The following is a 23,311-nucleotide window of genomic DNA, read 5'->3' as shown; positions in this document are numbered from 1 at the left end:
CGATAGCGTGGCCAGTCGTGCGGCGAACCAGTTCTGTCCCCGGTGTGGTGTTCGGCGGTGGCGCGTTCTTCCTGTGGGGCGCGTTTCCCGCGTTCTTCGGTTTGCTGGCGTTCGCGGACGCGACCGAGGTGGTCGCCCAGCGGATCCTGTGGACACTCGTGCTGGTCTTGCTGCTGCTCGCGGGCATGGGTCGGCTGCGCGACTTACGCGGCATCGACCGACGTACCTGGTTGCTCGCTACCGCCGCCTCGGCCGCGATCGCACTGAACTGGGGTGTGTACGTCTACGGGGTGAACTCGGGGAACGTGGTGGAATGCGCCCTCGGGTATTTCATCAATCCGCTGGTCACCGTGGCGTTCGGGGTGGTGATCTTTCGTGAGCGACTGGCGCCGGCGCAGTGGGTGGCGCTGGGGCTCGGCGCGAGCGCGGTCGTCGTGCTCACCGTCGACTACGGCAGGCCGCCGGTCATCGCGCTCACCCTCGCGGCCGCGTTCGCGATCTACGGGGTGATCAAGAAGGTGATCCGGTTGGACGCGCTGCGCGGCATCGCCGCCGAGGGTGTGGTGGCCGCGCCGTTCGCGCTCGCCTTCATCCTCGTGCTCGTGTGCACCGGTCACAGCGAATTCACCTCGAGTGTCGGGCACGGCGCGCTGATGATATCCAGCGGCCCGGCGACGCTGCTTCCGCTGTTGCTGTTCGCGGTTGCCGCACAAAAGGTTCCGTTGTCGACGATGGGTTTGCTCCAGTACCTCACTCCGGGCTTGCAGCTGCTGTGGGGCGTCGCCGTCATGCACGAGCCGATGCCCGCCGCACGCTGGGCGGGTTTCGCACTGATCTGGACAGCACTGGCGATCTTCACCGGACACGCCCTCTCCCGTGCGCGCCGCACCGTCCCCGTGGACCGAGAAATTTTGAAATAGCCTTTTTCCAGTTTGATTCCGGAAAAAAGTCTCGCGCGCACGAAACAGTGAATTCGGCAATGTGGCAATTACCTGGAAAACCCGGATAGTCGCCGAACCAGCCCCTGCTACTGCCCTCGGCAATCCACCCGGCACACCATCGGCATCGTCGCGCACCATGCGCGCAGTTCACCGCCCCGTTGGCTTCCTCGAGACCGACGTGGCAACCTACGCACACCGACGCGGCGATTTGTTACTTCCCACACTTTTGCCGCCGGAGGGGTATGGCTTTCCTACCCCGGAGATCAGACAACTCGAGAGGTACGAAAACAATGCTGGACGACCAGCAACTCGACCGAGCGGCGGGGGTGTTGCTCGGCACCGCGGCGGGGGACGCACTGGGGGCAGGATACGAATTCACCTATCCGGAAACGGACCAGGCGATCGACATGATCGGCGGTGGGCCGTTCCGGTTCGCACCCGGCCAATGGACCGACGACACCTCCATGGCCATGGTGATCGCACTCGCCGCGGACAAGGACCATCCCGGGATCACATTGGACGATGTGGCAGCGGGCTTCGTGGCCTGGTGGGATTCCGTCCCACCCGACGTCGGCGCGCAGACCGCCCGCGTGCTCTCCCCGCGACCGGGATCGGCACGAGCCATGCACCTGCAAGCGATGACCATCGAGGGACTGACCGGCGGCAACGGTTCACTCATGCGCACCGCGCCGGTCGCCCTGGCCTACCTCGGCGACGCCGCCGCGTGCGCGCGCACGGCAGGCACCATCGGCGCGCTCACCCACCACGACAAGCAAGCCATCGAGGCGTGCCAGATCTGGAGCTGCGCCATCCGGCACGCGGTGTTACACGGCAGCTTCGACGGCGTGCGCGAAGCCGTTGCCGTCTCCGAGAGCGCCGAGTACTGGAACCCCCTGCTCGATCAGGCCGAAACCGGTGTGCCACAGGACTTTCCCAAGAACGGCTGGGTCGTGCACGCACTCCAAACCGCATGGTGGGCGATCAGCACCACCGACCAGTCGGATCAGACCCACCTCCCGCGGGCACTGGAACGCTGCGTACGCGCGGGCGGCGACACCGACACCACCGCGGCCATCGCGGGCGGCCTCCTCGGCGCGCGCTGGGGTGCCGCCGCCGTGCCCACCGCGTGGCGCGAGAAGCTGCACGGCTACCCGGGATCGACCGGCGAAGACCTCGTCCAGCTCGCCACCCGCATCGCGACCAAGAACCTCAGCGCCACCGCGTCCGGATAATCACCGCGCTCGCTCGACACCGAACCCGGTGGCACGCAACGCACGACGCTACCGTCGAGAACATCGGCGGTAGCGTCGTCGCAGTTTCCAGCCACGCCGATCAGTACAGCGTATTGATGTGCCCCGGACTCCACAGACCGGAGTGATCCTCCTGTTTCACCGTCGGCCGCGCCGGTACCGCGGACGGGTCGATCTTCGTAAACTTCTGCAACCCACCCCAATCGCGATTCCAGTCGTTGTCCAGGTAGGTGGCCATCGTCTCGGCCTTCAGCAGCAGGCCGGTCCAGCCGAGTGCGCCACCGCTGTCGTGGTTCTGCCACAGATTCGTGATCGCCGCACCGGGACGATCGGGCAGGATCCGGTAGCCGGGCGTCTCGGCGATCCCGTTGTGATGATCGAACGGACGCTGATTGGGGAACTGGAACCCCACCATCCAATCCGCGAACACCGGCGTGTCCGGACCCACCAACGAACTCAACGTCTGCGTCTTCGGCATCCGCGGCGGCGTCAGGGCGAGCCACTGTTTCGGCGTCCGATCATGATCGGAGGCGACGATCCTGATCACGTCGGCGTCGGCGGGAATCTGCGTGAACGGCACCCGCAGGTTGCGCCACGACGGTGCGGGACCGATGTCGATCGGCGCCACCTGCCCCATCGGCTGCGCGGTGTCGGCCGAATCCGTCGCACCGTATTCGATATGCACCGACTGACCATCGGTGTGATGACCGTCGGCATCGTCGGAGGAGATCCGACCGGCCGCACTCAACGCGAGGATGCCCGCGCGGTCGGCGGGATCGGGCAGCCGGTACCACCCTGTCGTCAGGTCCGCGGGTCCCGCGTCGCCGGAACGGTAGGTACCGAGCACCGGAGTCGTCGCCGGGTCGAGACCGAAAGGCAATGCCGCCGAAGAGATTCCCGCCGCATTGTCGGACGGGGTCTTGCTGTTGAGCGCGTCCGCGGTGATGCTGCCCGAGGAAGGTTCCTGATCGGCGCGCAGATCGTCGGCCACGCCACTGGCCGTGAAGCCCGTCGCGGCCGAATCGATCGCGGTCGATCCCGATCCCGCGATGCCATTGGGACTGAACCCCAACCCCGTCCCGGCGAGGGTGCTCATCGCATCACCGGTCAGCGGCGCGAGCATGCCCACGTTCGGGTCCGGCTCCACCAACACCTGGTCGGCGAGACCGGAGGTATGTCCGGTCACCGCTTCGACATTCGACTGCGCCACCGAGAACGCGGGATACTGCTTCACCGCGGCCACTGCGAACGAGCCGACATCCCAGACCACGAGCAGTGCCAACGCCATCGTCAACGGCGGCAGCAACGTCACCCGCCACGCGAATCCGGAAACCCGGTGCGGCGTACCGGGTTCCGGCGCACGCACCTGCCAATACCCGGCGACCGCCAACAGCACACCCGTGGCGATGAGGAAGATCTTGTTCACGGGCGTACTGCCGAGCACCGGCGCCTCGTTCCACCACGGAATTCCGTAGGAGGACACATACCACCAGCCGTTCTCCCCGGAAAACACCAGCGCGAGCAGGAAGGTCACCGCCGCGGCGAAGAGCGCACGATTACGCGGCGCCTTCAACACCTTCGGGCCAACGGCCATCGCGGTTACCACCGCCACCGCACCGGCCACCCCGGCGAACACCCCGAAATGGTGGGTCCACTTGGTCGGGGTCACCATCAGCAACAGCAGCGCACCCGCCGTCGTCCCGAGCATGCGCCGGGTCGGCCCCACCGCGGTGAACGGAATCCGACCGCCCTTGCGCAACAGCATCAGCATGCAGACGACCAGTCCGGCCAACATCACGAAGATGCCGATCCTGCGCGCGACCGAACCGTCCACCTCGCTCTGGAACAGGTACTGGTAGCGCAGATACTCCTGGTACCACGGCACATCCGGGCCGACGATGTGATGGATACGGCTCATCTCCGACATCGCCGCCAATGGCTGATCGGCGAACATCGCCACGACCACCACCGCGCCCGCCGCGACGAGCGGCGCGAGCAGACTCGCGCACCGCATCAGCCGCTCGCGTCGCGACGTCGCGTCCTTGATGCGGCTGAGCACGATTCGCGCCACCGGACGCAGCCCCGCCACCAGGGCGGCGACACAGATCAATCCCGAAGGACCCGCCGTGCAACTGAACGCCGCCACCAGCACCGCGGCCGCGGCGGGCAACAACCGGCGCGTCGCGATCGCGCGCTCGATCGAACACCAGGTCAGCAGCAGTCCCAGCGCCACGGGTGGTTCGGGACGCAACCCGTTGTTATAGGCCAGCCACACCGCGAGGAATCCGAGTCCACCGGTCCACAACGCGACCCGATTACGCAGCACCGCGACACCGAGACGCGGTATCACCTCGCGACTGAGCAGCAGCCAGATCAGTATGCCCGCCAACAACGCGGGCAAACGCACCCACGGACTGGCGGTACTCACCTCCGCCATGATCCGGATCAGGTCGTAATACGGTGTGCCCACCGGGTTCTCCGGCACCCCGAAGTAGGCGAAGTAATTGGCCATGTACCCCGCGGCACCGGAGGTGCGGGCCATGCCGAACTGGTAGCCGTCATCGGAGGTGGTCGAGCCGATGAAATGCCACACCAGCAAGGTGCCGAGCACCACGCCGTCGAGCACCGAGAACGACCACCATCGTTGCGGCAGAAAACGTTTCGTGCGATGACCGGCGGCCCGATCGAGTCGATAGAGCGCGGCAAGCGAGACGATCGTGGCCAAGACCGCCAACCAGATCGCGGCCCGCTTGATCGGCGTCGGCGACGAGGAGAACCTGCTGTCCAGATCCGCGGTCACCTTGGCGCCGTCGGAGGTGGCCAGATCGCTGAAGATACCGACCATCTGGGGGCGATAGTCACCGTTCATCGTCACCGGAGCGACCGCGGGCGAGGCGCCGTCGAGCGTCACGGTGGCGCGGCCGGTGTCGGCATGGACGACGAGCTGGCAGCCGGGAGTCAATTGCTCGACCGGAACACTGAGCAGTGGCCGATTCCGCAACACCACATCCAGGCGGGTCGGCGCGTCCGGTGTCGCGGCCTGCACCTGAGCGATGAAACCGTACCGCGCGAGGTCGGGCGCACCGGTGGGGCCGGTCGCGGCGAGAATGCCGCCACCCGGACCGAGTTGCTGAATCGCCGCGCAGGGCAGCTTCGCATCGAAGGTCAAGGGCGCGTAGGAGACCAGCGGCGCCTCCACGCTGTGCGTGGACCCGACCTGCGGCCAAGACAGCGTCGCCGCGTCGACACGGACAGGAAGCAGCGGTACCGCGAGCGCGGCGACAACGCCGATCAGAGCCGCGAACAACGCAATGGGGCGCGCCCACCCCGAACTCGTATTCCGTTGGGCCGTGCCAGGTTCGGATTCATCGACCGAAGGCAGGCCCGACCACAACATCGTGTCAGCCACGGGGCTCGATCCTAGCCCGATCCGCGAAAGGCGAAACCGGTCGTCGGTCGAGCACGGTCGCGGGTGACTCCGCAGAGCCCCCCGAAGTCACCCGCGACCACACGAAAATCAGGCGCAAGCCGTCGACTGCTCACCCAGGTTGGTGAGCATCGTGCAGGCCCATTCCTTCTGGATCTTCCACTTGCCGTTGTCGACGACGAAGGGCACGTCGACCACGTTGGTCTGACCGTTGACGGTGAAGTTGGCCTTCGCGTTCACGGCACCACCGAAGGACTGCACCTCGGTGACCTCGATCTGCACGTCGTTACCCGCGGCGGCCTGGGAAAGCCGGTCGGGCAGAGTCGGGTCGGCCTCGGCACCCTGCACGCCGTCGAGCTTCTCCTCGGCCGGAACCGCGGGATCCAGCGCCTTCGTCAGCTCCTGGTTCAGCTCGGCGACAGTCGGGGCAGGCGGGTTGCTCGCGTCCTCGGTCGTGGCAGCAGCGGCACTGGTCGTCGCCTTCGCGGCAGGCTTGCTGTCCTTGTCGTCGCCGCACGCGGTCAAGCCGAGCGCGGCGACGATGGCCAGGCCGGCGATCGCGATGCGTCCAGTCTTACGAAGCTTCAACTGATCGTCCTTTGCGTTCGTGTGGGTCCGTGTCGTGTTCCACCATGGCAGCGACCACCGAACCGGCGCCGCTGCACGAGCACACAGGCTACCGTCAACGGGAACTTTCGCACGGATCCACACGGGACGGACTGATGTCGTCGGCAGCGAACGTACGCGCCCGACCCCCGCCGTGTCGAACCCGCCGCACGCACCCACCTGGCTATGCTGTGCGGTCCCGCGTCCACACAATGCCCCCACCACGCCGGTGGTGACCCCGACCGCACCCTGGCAACGCACCGCATCATCACCTCAGCCAGCGGGCCTCCTGCTCAACCTGGCCGCGTCCCATGTCGTCGCGGCCGCGCTGGCGGTTGTCTACACCTTCCTCGATCCAGCGCGCGCCCTTGGCCCACGCGGTGTCGAAGTCGGCGACGAGCCGCGTCAACGCGTTCAGACATTCGCACTCCGCCGCTGATGCGCCAGCGAGCACCGTGGTAGACATCAGGGCCCGCACCCGATGAAAGATCTGGCGCGCCACCGCGACAACGAGCGCACCGTGGTAGACATCAGGACCCGTCTCCGATAACGCGCGCCGGTCCCGCCACGGAATATGCACTGCCGCAGCCGGCCACGAACCGTACAGACGCCGGTTGGGAGCCTTCCCCCGCAACGGCACGGCCAGTGAACAAGGGGCGCAGCAGAGTTCAAGGGCCCGCACCCGTGAAACGAGCTCCCGACGCACACAGCGCACAGCACCCTGCTCAGCTCAGACTGTCGACCGGATCGGCGCGGGTGAGCGACGGGTCGCTGGCGGTGAAGGTGCGGGTGGGGCCCGGTCCGGTCGAGCGCGTCTCGAAACGCACGGTGACCACACCGAACCCGGCGCCCTGCACCCAGCCGTGTCCGTGGTCGGGGTGGGTCACATCCATGCCGCGAAACCAACCCGGCATCGTACTGTCCTGCGCGACAATCGCTTCGGTGCCGTGGCCGAGGGCGCCACGCACGCCGTCGGTGGGATCGTCCTCGACGTGCGGGGCGAGCGCCCTGCTCAGGTGCGCCTCGCCGCTGTCCTCGTCCGCCGACGCGAATGGTTCGGCCGCCTGATCGGGTGTGAAGGCCCGATCGAGTTCGGGAAACAACGATTCCTGACGGACCGTCGACAATCCGCCGTAGCCGACGCCGACCAGCCGAATCGGGCCGATCTCCTGCGGGTCGAGCGCCGAACGCTGCGCCGCCGCCGACAGCGTCGCCGCGTCCTCGGTGGCGTAGGGCAAGGTGAACGAGCGGGTCACGATGCTCATGTCGGACTTCTTGAGTTTCAGCACCACGGTGCGAGCCGCGCGCCCGTCCTTGACGAGGCGCCGGTGCGCGGACTCGGCCATGTCTTCGATAGCCGAACGCAGGTGCGCGAGGGTGACGATGTCGGTCTCGAATGTCGTTTCGGCACTGATCTGTTTGGCCTCGGCGCGTTCGGCGACGGGACGGTCATCGATGCCACGGGCCAGCCGATGCAGCACGGCGCCGACCGCGCCGCCGAGCACCGACGCCGCCTCCGCCTCGGGCAGCGCGGCGAAGGCACCGACGGTTTCGATGCCGAGCGTGCGCAGCTTGTGTTCGGCGACAGGGCCGATCCCCCACAGCTTGCGCACCGGAAGCGTGGCCAGCAGTTCCGTTTGCTCGGCAGGCGAGATCACCCGAACTCCATCGGGTTTGGCGAGGCCGGAACCGATCTTGGCCAGTTGTTTCCCGGTGCCGGCACCCACCGAGGCCACCAATCCCGTGCGTTCGCGGACCGCGGTGCGTAGCGCCTCACAGAACGCGTGCACCTGCGCGACCGAGGCACCTGCCAATTCTGCGGGCTCACCGAACGCCTCGTCGAACGACAAGGTCTCCAACACCGGGATCCTGCTGCGCAATGTGTCGAATACTTCGCCGCTGAGCACCCCGTACACCGCGCCCCTCGGCGGGACCACCACCGCGTTGCCCCCGACCAATCTGCGCGCCTGATGCATCGGCATCGCCGAGCGCGCACCGAAAACCCGCGCCTCGTAACTCGCCCCCGCCACCACACCACGCGCCCCGGTCCCCCCGACCAGCACCGGCCGTCCGCGCAACGTGGGCCGGGTCAGTTGTTCCACCGAGGCGAAGAACGCGTCCATGTCGATGTGCAACACCCAGCGCGCGGCCGTGACCGCCACGGACCCCACCCCACCCGGCGTGCCCGTCACGTCAGTGCTCACATCTCGGCAATCTACGCCGCACCTCCGACAGCCCCCGTGCGCTCGGGGTCGGTTGTGCTCCCGCGCCGGATGTGCGTCGTTTCCCTGTCGATCTCACAACGATCGCGAATCGGACCACGCGCACGTAAGCCCCCTTGATACGTCGCCCTGAGCAGGCCGAACGCCGCACCGAGCGGCCATCGAACCGGACCGCCCCTGCCCACGCCGTCTGAGCGTGACAAGGCTCGCCACACCGGGACGTGTGTGATGATCGGGCGTATGAAGATCCGCAAAGCCGTGATCCCGGCTGCCGGCATCGGCTCCCGGTTGCTTCCGCTGACCAAGGCCATCCCCAAGGAGATGCTGCCGGTCGGCGACAAGCCGGTGATCGAACACACGGTCCGCGAACTCGTCTCGTCGGGCATTACCGACATCACCATCGTGGTCAGCAGCGGAAAGTCGTTGATCCAAGACCACTTCCGCCCCAACCCCGCCCTGGTCGCCCAGTTACGCGCGGACGGAAAGAAGGCATACGCCGACGCGGTCGCCGAGGTCGGCGAACTGTCCAGGCTCGGCCACATCACCTATCTCGACCAGCACGGCCCCTACGGCAACGGCACCCCCGTGCTCAACGCCGCTCGCAACCTCGGCGACGAGCCGATGCTCGTGCTCTGGCCGGACGACGTCTTCGTCGCGGATGTGCCGCGCGCCCAGCAGTTGATCGACGCCTACGAGAAGACCGACGCCCCGGTATTGGCGCTGATGCCGATGGACCCCACCGACTCCCAGCGTTACGGCGTTCCGGTCGTCGCCGACGATCAGGGCGAGGGCCTGTTGCGCATCACCGGCCTGCGGGAGAAGCCCAAGCCGGAGGACGCGCCGTCGAACTACGCCGCGATCGGCGGTTACGTGGTGACGCCCGGTGTGATCGAGGAACTCGGCCGCCAAACCGATCACTGGTACGAACACCGCACCGGCGAGGTCTATCTGACCGACGCCATCAATGTGCACGCCGCCGAGAACCCGGTCTTCGGCCAGGTGATCCGCGGCGATTGGTACGACACCGGCAACCCCGCCGACTACCTGATCGCCCAATTCGCCTCGGCCCTCGCACACCCGCGTTACGGCCCGCTCCTGCGCAACCTCGCCGACAACCTCGAACCCTGACTCGCCACGAACAACACTGTGGCGCGGTCGCACAGTTCCGACTGCGCCACACCGGCGTTCGAACACGACAACCTCGACAGCGCGTCGCCTCCGAGGCCCCACCGAACTCCGGTTTCGTCGTCACCGAATGCACACTGAACCGATTCGGTGATCCACCACCGACCCCGGTTCCGTCATTGACAAACGCACCGGACCGACCCTCGGCCGCCCGCGTCCCAGCGTCCTCGCGGTCAGCGGCGACCGTCTGCCCTCACGCGATTCGCTCAGCACAGTCGCACCGCTGCACACTGAACCGACCGCGGAGTCTCACCCGCGCCCCGGGGTCGCCGCCGAAACCCGTGCGATCGCAGCCATCGACTCTCGGCACACCACCCCTCCCACCGGCGACGCGCCACCGACCCCGGTTCCGTCGTCGACGAATGCACTGCACCGACGTCGAGGGCGAGCCCGCGTCCCAGCGTCATCGCCGTCGACGGCGACCGTGCGCCCTGCGGAGTCCGCGCTCAGCACAGGCGAGCGCGCTGCACCGACCTCTAGGTCGTCACCCCCGGCCAGGAGTCGTGGCGGACAACCGTGCGACTACGGTTACCAGTGGTTCCGGCGCACCATCGGTCATCACGGTTTTCACCCCTTGCCGAATTCTGGGGGTTCGAGTGCCCCGCCGACGCCGCACCACCGAATGACGGTCTAGTCATTCGGTGGGACCGAGGGCCGGTGACAGTCGAGCTCAGAATCGGCGAATACTGAAGATTTCGAACTGGCTGAGTGGGCTGAGACCGACCGGAACACCCCAGTCGTAGGCGTTGAAGATCTGGCCGCCGCCGGCGTAGATGCCGACGTGCGAGCCGTCGCGGTGCAGCACCACGACGTCACCGGGGGCCAGACCGCTCACGGGAACCGCTGTGCCGACCTTGGCTTGTTCCCAGGTTGTGCGCGGCAGCGCGACACCGACCTGACGGAAGGCCCACTGGACCAGTCCGGAACAGTCCCAGGCGAGCGGGCCGGTGCCGCCCCATTCGTATGGCTTGCCGGTCTGCGACATCGCGACCGCCAGTGCGCCGAGCCCCGTGGAGGTGGGCAGCGGCAACGCGGCCGAGCCGCTCGAGCTACCCGAGCCGGACCCGGAGCCGCTCCCGGACGCCGAACCCGAACCCCCACTGCCCGAGGCCGACCCGGTATCCGACCACGCGGGCCCGGCGAGGAGAAGTGTGGCGATGAGGGAGATCAGAAATCCGAACGCTATGCGTCGCAGCGGTTTTCTCGGCACGTGCTTGCCCTTCCGTCGGCCCAGGCTGGTGAGCCACCATGTGATGACTCTGGCTAACGTGCGGCATCAGCAACATCGGCGTCGCGAGCCGCGCACACCACGGGAACGAACCACCGCCCCACACGGCGAATTGCAGGTAAAACACTCTCCGAACATGCACTGCCGCCCCAGTAGTTCACCCAGACAACAGAAACAACAGGCTGATTGTGCCGCCAACCCCACCGACACATCCCCACTTCAGCTATTTTCTGGCATGTGATCTACATCACAAGCAAACGAGAGTCGGCACCCCGCACACCCACCCTCTGCCACACACCCACGCCCTGACACCCACGCCCGAAAACCACCAGCCCCACCAAGATCAACACACCACCCACCCAAGATCACCAGGCCATCCAGCGCCCCAACCCCATGTACTGGTGATCTTGTAGGCACACAGCCCGGCCACCCGGTGAAACCCCCACCCCCCGAACCCAACTCAACCCTCCCCGCTAGCCGCCGAAACACGTGTTCCGAGCGCAGCGAGACCGGCACGGTAAGTTCGCGGCCGTCTCGCTGTTGAGTGCCCGTTTCGTAGGCGACGCAGGAGCAAGAAACGGGTACTCAACAGCGAGACTCTCCGGCCGCGAACCACGCGGCGCCAGCCGCCAAAAACACAGCGAGGAAGCACTCGCCCCCGCGTATCACCCCACCACTCGCGCGGTGCCGGTCCCTCGCCCCCGCACATCACCCCACCACTCGCGCGGTGCCGGTCCCTCGCCCCCGCACATCACCCCACCACTCGCGCGGTGCCGGTCCCTCGCCCCCGCACATCACCCCACCACATCCCCATGCGTTCTCGTCACCCCCATCACCTCTGAAGCGCTGTAGGACGAAGAACGAGACGAACACCGCATGGTTGTCAGCAACGGGCCGAACAACTCGGCAACTCAGCACAGCGAACGGTGGGGCGAGCGCACCCGCGCCCGCCCCACCGAAACCTCAGACCTTGACGACCCGAGCCCGCACCCCACCCACCAACTCGGCAGCCTCGACACCCGCATCACCGAAAGTCAGCTCGGTAGCCAGAACTTCACCGGCGATCAGATCCCGGTGCGTCCGCGCCCAAGTGACCCGGTCCTCAGGAACCTCGAGCACCACGCTGATCCGATCGGAGACGTCGAGACCGAGCGTCTTCCGGTTCTCCTGCAAGTCACGGATCAGGTCGCGGGCCCACCCCTCGGCCTCCAACTCTTCGGTGACCGCGGAGTCCAACACCACCAGTCCGGCATTACCCGGCAGCGCCGCGGTCGACTCCGGCTCGGCGGCGACCAGCCGCTGGGTGAATTCCTCCGGCAGCAGCGCGATTCCGGCCGCGGTGACCACACCGTCGGCGTCCTCGGACCACTCTCCCGCTTTGACGGCCTTGATCACCGTCTGCACGTCCTTACCGAGCCGAGGACCCGCCGCGCGCGCGTTCACCGCCAGTTCGAAGCGGCCGTGCACCGCCACGTCGGTGGTCAGGTCCACGTGCTTGACGTTCACCTCGTCGGCGATGATGTCGGTGTAGGGGCGCAAGCGTTCTGCGTCCGGCGCGGCGATCGTCACTTCGGCCAACGGCAGCCGCACCCGCAGCCGTTGCGCCTTGCGCAGCCCGAGCACCGTCGAGCAGACCTCGCGCACTTCGTCCATCGCAGCCACCAACTCGGGGTCGGCGGGCAGCTCGTCGGCTTCGGGCCAGTCCGTCAGATGCACCGACGCGCCGCCGGTGAGCCCGCGCCAGATCACCTCGGTCACCAGAGGCAACAGCGGCGCGGCCAACCTTGTGGCGACCTCCAACACCGTGTGCAGGGTGTCGACGGCGTCGCGGTCCTCCCGCCAGAAGCGCGAACGCGACCGGCGCACATACCAATTGGTCAGCCCGTCGGCGAACGAGCGCAGTTCCTCGCAGGCGCCGGCGATGTCATAGCTCTCCAGCGCCTCGGTCATCACATCCCTGGTCCGCGCCAGTTTCGCCAGAACGTAGCGATCGAGCACATGCGGCGAATCCGTGCGCCACGTCCCCGGCGTCGAGGCGTAGAGCTGCAGGAAGGTCCACGCGTTCCACAGCGGGCGCAACGCGTGCCCCACCCCCTCGCGGATGCCGCGCTCGGTGACGACGAGGTTGCCGCCGCGCAGGATCGGTGAGCTCACCAGGAACCATCGCATCGCGTCCGAGCCGTCCCGGTCGAACACCTCGTTCACGTCGGGGTAGTTGCCTTTGGACTTGCTCATCTTGAGCCCGTCGTCACCGAGCACGATGCCGTGCGCCACGACATTGCGGAACGCGGGACTGTCGAACAGCGCGGTGGACAATACGTGCAGGTTGTAGAACCACCCCCTGGTCTGCCCGTTGTACTCGACGATGAAGTCGCCGGGGAAGTGCTGGTCGAACCACTCGGTGTTCTCGAACGGGTAGTGCACCTGGGCGTAGGGCATGGAGCCGGACTCGAACCAGCAGTCGAGCACCTCGGGCACCCGGCGCATCGTCGAATTCCCGCTGGGGTCATCAGGATTCGGACGGGTCAACTCGTCGATCACCGGACGGTGCAGGTCGGTGGGCCGCACCCCGAAGTCGTGCTCGAGCTCATCGAGCGAGCCGTACACGTCGACGCGTGGGTAGGCGGGATCGTCGGACACCCACACCGGGACCGGGCTGCCCCAGTACCGGTTGCGGCTGATGTTCCAGTCCCGCGCGCCTTCGAGCCACTTCCCGAACTGGCCGTCCCTGATGTGCTCGGGCACCCAGCTGATCTGCTTGTTGAGCTCGACCATCCGCTCACGAAAACTGGTGACCGCGACGAACCAGGACGGTACCGCCATGTAGATCAGGGGCTGACCGGAACGCCAGCTGTGCGGGTAGGAGTGCTCGATCGTCTCGTGCCGCAACAGCTTTCCCTCGGCCTTGAGATCCTTGATGATCACCGGGTTCGCGTCGAAGACCATCAGCCCCTCGTACGGCGGCACCATAGAGGTGAACTTGCCACCCTGGTCGAGTGGCTGCACGATCTCGATGCCGTTGGCGGTGGCGACGTCCATGTCCTCCTCACCGAAAGCTGGTGCGAGGTGCACGATTCCGGTGCCGGAGTCGGTAGTCACGTAGTCGGCGCTCAGTACGCGATGCGCGTGCGGGTGGCCGAGGAAGAAGTCGAACGGCGGCGTGTAGTCCAAGCCGACCAACGCGGCGCCGTCGTATTCGCCGAGCACCTCGTGCTCACCGAGTTCGCGTCCGTAGTGCGACACCCGCTCGGCGGCAAGCACATACCGCTTGCCGTCGGCGGCACGCAGATGCACGTAGCGCACATTCGGGTGCACGGCGATCGCCAGGTTCGAGGGCAATGTCCACGGCGTCGTCGTCCAGATCAACGCGTTGGCGCCGTCCAGTGCCCGCAGCGGCTGCGCGGCCTGCTCGGGCACCCGCAGGACCATGTCCACGGTGACCGCCGGATCCTGGCGCATCTTGTAGGCGTCGTCGAGCTTGGTCTCCTGGTTCGACAACGGCGTCTGCTCGTACCAGCTGTAGGGCAGGACCCGGAAGCCCTGGTAGATCAGGCCTTTGTCGTACAACGACTTGAATGCCCACATCACCGACTCCATGAAGTCGAGATCCAGTGTCTTGTAGTCGTTGTCGAAGTCGACCCAACGCGCCTGGCGGGTCACATAGTCGCGCCATTCGCCGGTGTATCGCAGCACAGAGGATTTGCACGCCGCGTTGAATTCCGCGAGGCCCATCGTGTCGATCTGTGATTTGTCCGTGATACCGAGCTGCTTTTCGGCCTCGAGTTCCGCGGGCAATCCGTGGCAGTCCCAACCGAATCGGCGATCGACGCGTTTTCCGCGCATCGTCTGAAAACGAGGGATGAGGTCCTTGACGTATCCGGTGAGCAAATGACCGTAATGCGGCAGGCCGTTCGCGAAGGGCGGGCCGTCATAAAAGACGAATTCCCCTGTGCCAGCATGCGTTTGCTCAGACGAGTCCGGTTCGTGCGTCGAAGCCGCTGCGGCAGAGCGTTTTTCGATACTCGCCAGGAAGGTGTCGTCGGCGGCCCATGAGTCGAGCACCCGCTGCTCCAGCGCGGGGAATCCGGAACCGGGGCTGCCATCGTCACTGTTGACGGCCGCATTCGCTGTGCTGGCCAGATCGACGCGCGGATACACGTCGGCATCGAAAGTATTGTCCACCATCGCGGATACGTCTCCTCGTGCCATCGTCGTCGGCACGGGGACGATGGCAGCGCACGTGCGCTGTAACCGCGGTACCACCCCGCTTGTCCGGCCGGTAGGGCCGAACCACTCTGCGTGAGCTGTGACGGGCTCACCCGTTCGGTTCTACTTGGCGCGCAACCCGATTGCGCTGGGCCTTTGCGCCGTTCTTCCGAAGACTCCCCGGTGATGACCGGATCGACGCCGTATTCATGTTTGAGTCTAGCCAGTACGGTCAATCCCACTATCGCGGGTCGCTATCCCTTCGCATGGCGACCGGGAGGCGGTTCGGAATCCCCGTTCGGCCTTCGTATGGAGAGGGCACTGACGAGTAGCGATACCGCACCGACCACACACACCACGATGCACACCCACGCCCACACCACCGATCCCGTGGTCAAAGCTGCCACGAGTAGGGCAAAGCCGATCGCGGCTAGGACAAGCGTCAAGACGAGCATGGTGACCCCCAAGACATGCCGGGCGGCTCGACAGTTCGATTATCGTGCTGAACTGCTGTGCTCGAGGCGAGCGGCTTACTTGCCACCTTTAGCGAACGATGCGGGCTGCAGGCCGTTGGCCGCGTTCACATCGAAGGCCTCGCCGCCGTCGACCGGGACGGCCGAACCGCGGTTCTCCAGCTCTTCCAGCTGCGACTCCAGGTAGGACTTCAGCCGCACCCGGTACTCGCGCTCGAAGGTCTTGAGCTGTTCGATCCGACCCTCGAGCACCGTGCGCTGCTGAGTAATGGTCGCCATGATCTCGGTGTGCTTGCGCTCGGCATCGGCCTGCAACGCGTCGGCCTTCTCCTTGGCCTGACGCAGCTGGCTGTCCGAACGGGTCTGCGCGTCCGACAGCATCGCATCGGACTTCTGGCGTGCGTCGGCGATCATCGATTCCGAACGGTTGCGCGCGTCACCAACGAGTCGCTCCGAGTTGGCCCGCGCGTTCGACAGCAGGTTCTCCGACTCGGTTTTCGCATCCGTCGTCAGGCGATCGGCCATCTCCTGCGCCAGGCTCAACACCTTGGCTGCCTGCAGGTTCGCGTCCGCGCCCGCCGGGTCCTTCGCAGGTGCCGCCGCCGCGACGGGCGCTGGGGCTGGTGCAGGGGCAGGCGGTTTCACGGGTTCCGGCACCGGCGGCGGGGCCTGCTGTATCGGCGCCTTCACCGTGTTCGGTCCGGTAGCGGGGCCGCGGCTCTTCTTCGCGTCCGCCAGTTCACCGTCGAGCTCCGCGACGCGCTGGCGCAGGTCGGCGTTCTCCTCGATCAGGCGAGACAGCTCCTGCTCGACCAGATCCAGGAACGCGTCGACTTCGTCCTCGTTGTAGCCGCGCTTACCGATCGGCGGTTTGCTGAACGCGACGTTGTGCACATCGGCTGGAGTCAGCGGCATGGAAGGATCCCTTCGCGCGTCTTTTGGAGATCTAGCAGATCTAGCGAGCTGTCTTCATCGCCCATTCTGTCACACCGGAGCGACCGGTTGCCCGAGCCTGCCCACGATCGACATCAAGATGAAGACGAGGAAAAGCAGGATCATAATCGACAGATCCAACCGAATTCCGCCCAATGATACCGGCGGTATCAACCGCCTCAGCAGTTTCACCGGGGGGTCGGTGATCGTGAAGATTACCTCGAGAACGACAACGACGAAGCCGGTTGGCCGCCAGTCTCGGGCAAAGCTACGGATGAACTCGACGATCACCCGGCTGATGAGCAACAGCCAGAAGATGAACAGCACGAAGTACAGCACCGCGAACAAGGCCACGAGTTCACTCTGCCGTAAAAACAGCGTCGCGCAAAATGACCGCGCCGACCGGCACTGCGCCGGTCGGCGTGCTCCCCCGGATCACGACCTTATTTCTGGTTGTAGAAGCCGGTTTCCGCGATACGCCTACGCTCTTCCGCTGATACGTCGACGTCGGAGGGTGAGAGCAGGAACACCTTCGTCGCCACCTTGTCGAACGAACCACGCAGCGCGAACGCGAGACCCGCCGCGAAGTCGACCAACCGCTTGGCGTCGGCATTGCTCAGATCGACCAGATCCATGATGACCGGGTTGCCCTCGCGGAACCGTTCGCCGATGACGGCGGCCTCGCTGTAGTCGCGCGGACGCAGCGTAGTGATCCTGGACAAGGGACCTCCATCCTCGAAGATCCCCGGCCTGCGCGCGGGAGCGGGCTCAGGACGGACGCGCTCCTCCAGCCGCCGTTCCTCCGCGGCCGGGTCCACCGCAAGCGCACCCCTGGTCGCACCGCGCAGCACCGCGGCGCTACCGCCACCACCCGCGCGGAACCGACCCGATGACGGCGCCGACTCGATCCTGGTCGGGCGACGTGGCGACTCGTAACGGTCACCACCGAAGGGCTCGTCGGAGTAGTCCTCGCGCCGAGGCGCGGCGTACGGCGACTTGTACGCGGGCTCCGCGTACTCGGCGACGTCCCGATCCCTGCCCTCGAAACGACTCTCGCCATAGCGATCCGAACCGTAACGGTCTGCGCCGTAACGGTCTTCGGAATAGCGGTCCTCGGGGTAGCGATCGGCGCCGTAGCCGCGTTCGGAGAAATCACGGGGCCGGTGCGCGGCACGCTCGTCCACACCCATGGGGGTGCGGTCATCGACATAGTCGTCTTCGTAGTCGTCGAGCGGAACCATGCCGAAGTACGCCTTGAACTTGTGCAGCGTGCTCATTGGTCGACCTTCCTTCGGCCCCGGTGGCGGCCGGGTGTTGAAGTCTTGCTCAGCCCTCAGCCAGTGTCAGCCCTCAGCTTGTCCCAAGCATAATGTGTCGAATGTGACTGATGAGGTTTCTTTGCTACGCCGAGGTTATCGGGCGGGCGCCCATCAAAGCGGTACCGACACGCACACACGTAGAACCGTGTTCGATCGCCGATTCCATATCTGTCGACATTCCGGCGGAAAGTTCCCTCGCCTCGGGATGCTCGACGAGCAGACGTGTGTGCCACGTCGCAAGTTTCGCGAACGCAGCATCAGACTCAGCCCCCAGGGGCGGAATCGCCATCAGACCCGATAGTCGCAGACCCGGTGACCTCGCCACATGATCGGCGAGCCGAGCCACATCGGCGGGCGCGACACCACCACGCGACGGGTCGTCATCCAGGCTCACCTGCAGCATCACCTCGACCGGCTCGACGCGGATTCCCGCATCGATCGCGGCGCGACTACCCGTGTCAAGGGCCGTAGCCAGACGTTCGCTGTCCACCGAATGGACCGTGTGCGCCCATCGCGCGATCACCTTCGCCTTATTGCGTTGCATGCGGCCGATCATGTGCCACCGCACCGCATCGAGGCCTCCGTCACTTGACGGCACGCGCAAGTCCGCGACCTTGGCCGTCGCCTCTTGCTCTCGCGATTCACCGAATTCCCTTCGCCCGAGGCGATACAACGCGCGCACGTCCTCGACCGGGAAGAACTTCGTCACCGGTAGCAGTCGCACACTCGAGGGATCGCGCCCGGCCGCCACACAGGCGAGATCGATCCGCTGCAACACGGCCGCGAGATTCGTCGCCAGCTGCGCGGTCCGCGCGTCGACCGGATCCACCGCCCCCGCACTGCTCACGCGCCGCGCTCCATCCAGATCACGCTGGCGATCCTGCCGGTCGGCGCGCCACGCCGATGGCTGAACAACGTGCGATCCTCGATGGTGCAGCGCGGATCGAGGGCGACCGCTGCGACCCCGAGTTCGGTGAGCTGCCTGGTGATTCCGGCGCGCAGGTCGAGTCCCGGGGTGCCGCGCACAGTGGTCGTCGCACTGCCCGGCAGATGTCCGTCGACATCGGCGCGCATCGTGGCGGGCACCTCGTACTGGCGACCCGACGCGGCAGGGCCGAGGAATGCGCCGATCCGTTCGGGACGCGCGCCCGCGACGACCATCGCCTCGACCACCCTCGGCACGATGCCGATCCGCGCGCCGACCCGGCCGGCGTGCACGGCGGCGATAACGCCCGCCTCGTCGTCGGACAGCAGGATCGGAACACAGTCGGCGGTGAGTACCACCAGCGCGAGCTCGGGGGCCGTCGTGACCAACGCATCGGTACCCGACACCGGCTCCGCGCGTGGACCGTCGACGATTTCGATTGTGCGACCGTGGATTTGATCCATCCACACCAACTGTTCCGGGGTGCGTCCGATGCCCTCGGCCAAACGGTCGCGGTTGCGCCGCACGGCGGCGGGATCGTCACCGACGTGGTCGCCGAGATTGAACGAGTCGTACGGCGGCGCCGAGAAACCCCCCGCCCTGGTCGTCGTCACCCGGCGAACGGTCAGCGTCGGGGCGGAGGCAGCGGGTGCGGAAGGGGTCATACCGACGAGCCTAGTGGCGCATCGGGCCTGGCGCCGCCACGGCGGCACCCGTCACCACAATGGCTTTCGGGTACCGCGCGCTCCCCCGGGCTCGATCACCTACGCATAAAAGAGGGGACGTCGACATCGTCATCGTCGTCCGGTGGTTCGATGTGCCCACGCGAGGCACTGCTGCTCGACGGTTCCGCGAGGGTGCGCGCGCGCTCCGAATCCCGGTAGCTCGGCACTCCGGTGCGACCCGAACTCGTCGATCCCGTGGGCGCCGGGGCCACATCACTGCGCGACGGCGTTTCCGACGCACGGGTGTGGCTGCTTGCGCCACTGCCGATTTCGCCAGCGCGCGCCGACCCGATCGTGCCTCGACCCGAGGTCTCGAAGGTGCGCCGCGCGGGGCCACCGCCGTCGAAACCCGCGGCGATCACGGTGACGCGGACCTCGTCGCCGAGCGAATCGTCGATCACCGTGCCGAAGATGATGTTGGCCTCGATGTGCGCGGCCTCCTGCACCAGCGACGCCGCCTCGTTGATCTCGAACAGTCCGAGGTCCGAACCACCCGCGATGGAAAGCAGCACGCCGTGCGCGCCATCCATGGAGGCCTCCAGCAGGGGCGAATTGATCGCCGACTCAGCGGCTTTCACCGATCTGCCCTCGCCTCGGGAGGAACCGATACCCATCAACGCGCTGCCCGCACCGGACATCACGCTCTTGACGTCGGCGAAGTCGACATTGATCAGACCGGGGGTGGTGATCAGGTCGGTAATGCCCTGAACACCGTTGAGCAGCACCTCGTCCGCGGAGCGGAACGCGTCCATCAAACTCACCGCCGCGTCACCGAGCTGAAGCAGCCGGTCGTTCGGGATGACGATGAGCGTGTCACAGGACTCGCGCAGCAGGTTGATGCCGACCTCGGCCTGGTTGCCACGGCGCTTGCCCTCGAAAGAGAAAGGACGCGTGACGACACCGATGGTCAGCGCACCGAGCTTGCGCGCGATCTGCGCGACGACCGGCGCGCCACCGGTACCGGTGCCACCACCCTCGCCCGCGGTGACGAAGACCATGTCGGCACCCTTGAGCACCTCTTCGATCTCGTCCTTGTGATCTTCGGCGGCCTTGCGGCCGACCTCGGGGTCGGCGCCCGCACCCAGACCACGCGTGAGCTCACGGCCGACGTCGAGTTTGACGTCGGCATCGCTCATCAGCAGCGCCTGCGCATCGGTGTTGACCGCGATGAACTCGACTCCCTTGAGTCCCTGTTCGATCATCCGGTTGACGGCATTCACACCGCCGCCGCCGATGCCGACGACCTTGATCACTGCAAGGTAGTTGTGCGGGGGCGTCATGGGCTCTCGCCTTCCTTCGATCCAAAGCCTGTCGTTTTCGAATTCTCGGCATTGCGCCGGGTCGGCCCCGCGTGGACACGAGCCGCTTCCGCGAAGCGATCCGTGGCCGGGCAAACCCTAAACCTCAACCATAGGGTTGGCGTTATGTCAAGTATCCGACTGGTGCGGAACGCTATTCGTAGCCGCCGCATTACTTGTGCAGGCGCGCCGAAACGAGACACAGAATCTTGTGTGATCCCTCTCGTGCCGCCGCGCAACACGCCGTATGGTGAACGGTTACCCCCCGACGCGCCAGGCGACAATCCGGCACGGGCGCAATGGGTATCGATCACTTTACAGTGACCAGATTAGGACTCGACACATCGAACACCGTTCCGGGGCGGGTAAGCAGTGGGCCAACGACCGCCGACTTGCGTTCCGCGTCGTTCGTCCCGCCCCACAGTACCGTCCGTCCGTCGGTCAGATTCAACGAAACATCCGAAACCGACCGCGCCGCAACCTCGTCCACCTGACCGGCCAGTGTCCTCGGCAACGAGCTGACCACCGCGACCGCGGCCTTCGTCGCGGGATCCGCGCCGCCGGGATGCTCGGTGACCAGCTTCGCGACACCTTCCTTCGGTGCCTCGACCGCGAACTCCACACCCTCGGAATCGATCAGGTGCGTGCCGTCGGGAGCATCGAAATACAGCACCGGCGTTCGCTCGACCACCGTCACCCGCACCGTGGACGGGAACGCGCGCTGCACGCGCACCGAACGCACCTTCGGGATACTCGCGACCCGCCGCGCGATCGGATCGGTATCCACGCGCAGAATCGACAGATTCGACGGGATACGAACGAGATCGCGCACCTGTTGCTCCGGCACCGCGGCGACACCCTCGATGTGAACCGTACGCACCGCGAGCACCGGGGTGAACCATGCGACGACAAGCACGATCGCAAGAACGCATACGGCCAGCAACCCCCACAACCGAATTCGTCCCCGATTGCTCCGATCGAACCGGTCCCGAACGGCATTCACCGCACCGACCCACCGCGACTCACCGTGACCCGAGCGAGTTCGCCGCGACGAACCCTCGGAATCGAGGCTGCCGTCCCTCGTCGCCGTACCGCTCCTACGCATCCGCCTCAGCGTCCGTGCTGTGGCCGTGCGCGAAGCCCGTCCAGGATCTGGCCGCCCAACATCGTCACATCGCCGGCACCCATGGTGATCACGACATCCCCTGGCTCCGCCAACCCCGCGACCTGACGGCCGACCCGCGACATATCCGGTTGGTAGTGCACAGGTTTGGTCACCGACTGCGCCACCAACGCACCGTTGACACCGGGCAGCGGCTTCTCTCGCGCGCCGTAGACGTCGAGCACGACCACCTCGTCGGCCAGGCTCAGCGCGGCGCCGAACTCGGCGGCGAAGGTCGCGGTGCGCGAGTACAGATGTGGTTGGAAGACCACGATCACCCGCCCCTGACGCGAGCGGGCGCCGTCGCGAGCTTCCTGCTCCACCAATTCCGCCGCGGCACCGAGCACCGCGCGCACCTCCGTCGGATGATGCGCGTAATCGTCGAAGACACGCACACCGCCCTCCCTGCCGGAGAACTGGAAACGACGATGGACGCCGCCGAAACCCTCCAAGCCCTGGACGATTTCGTCCACCTCGACGCCGGAAGCGCGAGCGGCGATCAGCGCCGCCATCGCGTTGAGCGCCATATGCCTGCCCGGCACCGACAGCCGCAAGGTACGCGGCGTCGACTCGTCACCGAGTTGGAACTGCGCGATGCCACCGACGTCGCGCGGCTCCCAACTGTGCAAACTCACCCCGACCGCGATCGGGGCATCATCGAGGTCACCCGACCCGTAACCGAGCACCCGCACCCCGCGCTCGCCCAGCCGCGGCGCGACCCGTTCGGCCAGCGCGCGCGAACCAGGATCGTCCAGACAGACCACGAGCAGACCACCGTCGACGATGCGGTCCACGAAATCGTCGAAGACCTGCACATACGCCGCGTCGGAACCGAAGAAATCCAGGTGATCGGACTCGATATTGGTGACCACCGCGACATCGGGCTCGTATTGCAGCAGCGAACCATCGCTCTCGTCGGCCTCGGCGACGAAGGCGTCACCGGAACCGTTGTGCGCGTTGGTCCCCGCCTCGTTCAATTCACCACCGACCGCGAAGGACGGGTCGACACCGCAATGCTGCAACGCCACGATCAGCATGGAGGTGGTCGAGGTCTTGCCGTGTGTGCCGGAAACCAGCGAGGTGCGGTGGCCCTGCATCAGCGAGGCGAGCACCGCGGGGCGCAGCAGCACCGGAATACCCCGGCGACTCGCCTCCAGCAGTTCCGGATTGTCCTTCGGAATGGCCGCATGCGTGGTGACCACCACCGTCGGCCCGCCGGGCAGCAGATCCAACGCGTCCGCGTCGTGACCGATGCGCACCTCGGCACCCCTGGCGCGCAACGCGAGCACGCCTCGGCTCTCCTTGGCATCCGACCCCGAGACCGCGCCACCGCGCGCCAGAAGAATACGCGCGATCCCCGACATCCCGGCACCGCCGATCCCGACCATGTGCACCCGCGCCAACTCGGCGG

The 23,311-nt window shown here is 66.5% G+C and carries 17 protein-coding genes; 3 read left to right on the top strand and 14 right to left on the bottom strand.

Translation table 11 applies throughout. The features are described 5' to 3' along the window. Positions 1-17 precede the first annotated feature (17 nt). Both rarD and ABEA50_RS19300 read left to right on the top strand, forming a co-directional pair. Positions 18-920 carry an EamA family transporter RarD gene (gene rarD, locus ABEA50_RS19305; RefSeq protein WP_345496946.1) on the top strand — a complete coding sequence of 301 codons (903 nt, stop codon included), beginning with the start codon at positions 18-20 and terminating at the stop codon, positions 918-920. Positions 921-1,231: 311 nt separating this feature from the next. Then, positions 1,232-2,173, top strand: coding sequence for an ADP-ribosylglycohydrolase family protein (locus tag ABEA50_RS19300; protein ID WP_345496945.1), 942 nt, complete (start codon positions 1,232-1,234; stop codon positions 2,171-2,173). Between the two features lie 100 nt (positions 2,174-2,273). Here ABEA50_RS19300 and ABEA50_RS19295 read toward each other — a convergent pair whose 3' ends face one another. From ABEA50_RS19295 to ABEA50_RS19280, 4 genes are all read right to left on the bottom strand, one after another. Then, positions 2,274-5,588 carry an arabinosyltransferase domain-containing protein gene (locus ABEA50_RS19295; protein ID WP_425577675.1) on the bottom strand — a complete coding sequence of 1,105 codons (3,315 nt, stop codon included), beginning with the start codon at positions 5,586-5,588 and terminating at the stop codon, positions 2,274-2,276. A gap of 120 nt (positions 5,589-5,708) precedes the next feature. Further along, positions 5,709-6,206 (bottom strand): hypothetical protein, encoded by a 498-nt coding sequence (locus ABEA50_RS19290; RefSeq protein WP_345496943.1) that lies wholly within the window; start codon positions 6,204-6,206, stop codon positions 5,709-5,711. A gap of 286 nt (positions 6,207-6,492) precedes the next feature. Continuing rightward, on the bottom strand, positions 6,493-6,726 hold the full coding sequence (locus ABEA50_RS19285) for a hypothetical protein (protein ID WP_345496942.1): 234 nt from the start codon (positions 6,724-6,726) through the stop codon (positions 6,493-6,495). 223 nt (positions 6,727-6,949) lie between these two features. Further along, complete coding sequence (locus tag ABEA50_RS19280; protein ID WP_345496941.1) at positions 6,950-8,428, bottom strand: DNA polymerase IV; 1,479 nt, start codon at positions 8,426-8,428, stop codon at positions 6,950-6,952. Between the two features lie 258 nt (positions 8,429-8,686). Between ABEA50_RS19280 and ABEA50_RS19275 the strand changes: the two genes are divergently transcribed. After that, positions 8,687-9,574: a UTP--glucose-1-phosphate uridylyltransferase gene (locus tag ABEA50_RS19275; protein ID WP_345496940.1), complete on the top strand. Its 888-nt coding sequence runs from the start codon at positions 8,687-8,689 to the stop codon at positions 9,572-9,574. 727 nt (positions 9,575-10,301) lie between these two features. Here the strand turns inward: ABEA50_RS19275 and ABEA50_RS19270 are convergent. The 10 genes from ABEA50_RS19270 to murC form a co-directional block, all read right to left on the bottom strand. Then, positions 10,302-10,841, bottom strand: a complete 540-nt coding sequence (locus tag ABEA50_RS19270) for a C40 family peptidase (RefSeq protein WP_345496939.1) — start codon at positions 10,839-10,841, stop codon at positions 10,302-10,304. A gap of 981 nt (positions 10,842-11,822) precedes the next feature. Continuing rightward, complete coding sequence (ileS, locus tag ABEA50_RS19265; protein WP_345496938.1) at positions 11,823-15,044, bottom strand: isoleucine--tRNA ligase; 3,222 nt, start codon at positions 15,042-15,044, stop codon at positions 11,823-11,825. 551 nt (positions 15,045-15,595) lie between these two features. Next, positions 15,596-16,453 (bottom strand): DivIVA-like cell division protein Wag31, encoded by an 858-nt coding sequence (gene wag31, locus ABEA50_RS19255; protein WP_345496936.1) that lies wholly within the window; start codon positions 16,451-16,453, stop codon positions 15,596-15,598. 69 nt (positions 16,454-16,522) lie between these two features. Further along, positions 16,523-16,825: a YggT family protein gene (locus ABEA50_RS19250; RefSeq protein WP_345496935.1), complete on the bottom strand. Its 303-nt coding sequence runs from the start codon at positions 16,823-16,825 to the stop codon at positions 16,523-16,525. A gap of 89 nt (positions 16,826-16,914) precedes the next feature. Then, positions 16,915-17,748 carry a cell division protein SepF gene (locus tag ABEA50_RS19245; protein WP_345496934.1) on the bottom strand — a complete coding sequence of 278 codons (834 nt, stop codon included), beginning with the start codon at positions 17,746-17,748 and terminating at the stop codon, positions 16,915-16,917. A gap of 124 nt (positions 17,749-17,872) precedes the next feature. Beyond that, positions 17,873-18,637, bottom strand: a complete 765-nt coding sequence (locus tag ABEA50_RS19240; protein WP_345496933.1) for a YggS family pyridoxal phosphate-dependent enzyme — start codon at positions 18,635-18,637, stop codon at positions 17,873-17,875. Then, positions 18,634-19,380: a peptidoglycan editing factor PgeF gene (gene pgeF / locus ABEA50_RS19235; RefSeq protein ID WP_345496932.1), complete on the bottom strand. Its 747-nt coding sequence runs from the start codon at positions 19,378-19,380 to the stop codon at positions 18,634-18,636. The genes ABEA50_RS19240 and pgeF overlap by 4 nt, the downstream gene beginning before the upstream one ends. Before the next feature lie 95 nt (positions 19,381-19,475). Beyond that, positions 19,476-20,720, bottom strand: a complete 1,245-nt coding sequence (gene ftsZ, locus ABEA50_RS19230; RefSeq protein ID WP_345496931.1) for a cell division protein FtsZ — start codon at positions 20,718-20,720, stop codon at positions 19,476-19,478. A gap of 328 nt (positions 20,721-21,048) precedes the next feature. Continuing rightward, complete coding sequence (locus tag ABEA50_RS19225; RefSeq protein WP_345496930.1) at positions 21,049-21,654, bottom strand: cell division protein FtsQ/DivIB; 606 nt, start codon at positions 21,652-21,654, stop codon at positions 21,049-21,051. A 194-nt stretch (positions 21,655-21,848) separates the two neighbouring features. Beyond that, complete coding sequence (murC, locus tag ABEA50_RS19220; protein WP_345497155.1) at positions 21,849-23,288, bottom strand: UDP-N-acetylmuramate--L-alanine ligase; 1,440 nt, start codon at positions 23,286-23,288, stop codon at positions 21,849-21,851. Positions 23,289-23,311: the final 23 nt, after the last annotated feature.

This window comes from Nocardia callitridis (genome assembly GCF_039543305.1).
Classification (GTDB): domain Bacteria; phylum Actinomycetota; class Actinomycetes; order Mycobacteriales; family Mycobacteriaceae; genus Nocardia; species Nocardia callitridis.
The sequence above is the reverse complement of the archived record's forward strand: the minus strand, read 5'-3'. Positions and strand labels throughout refer to the sequence as shown.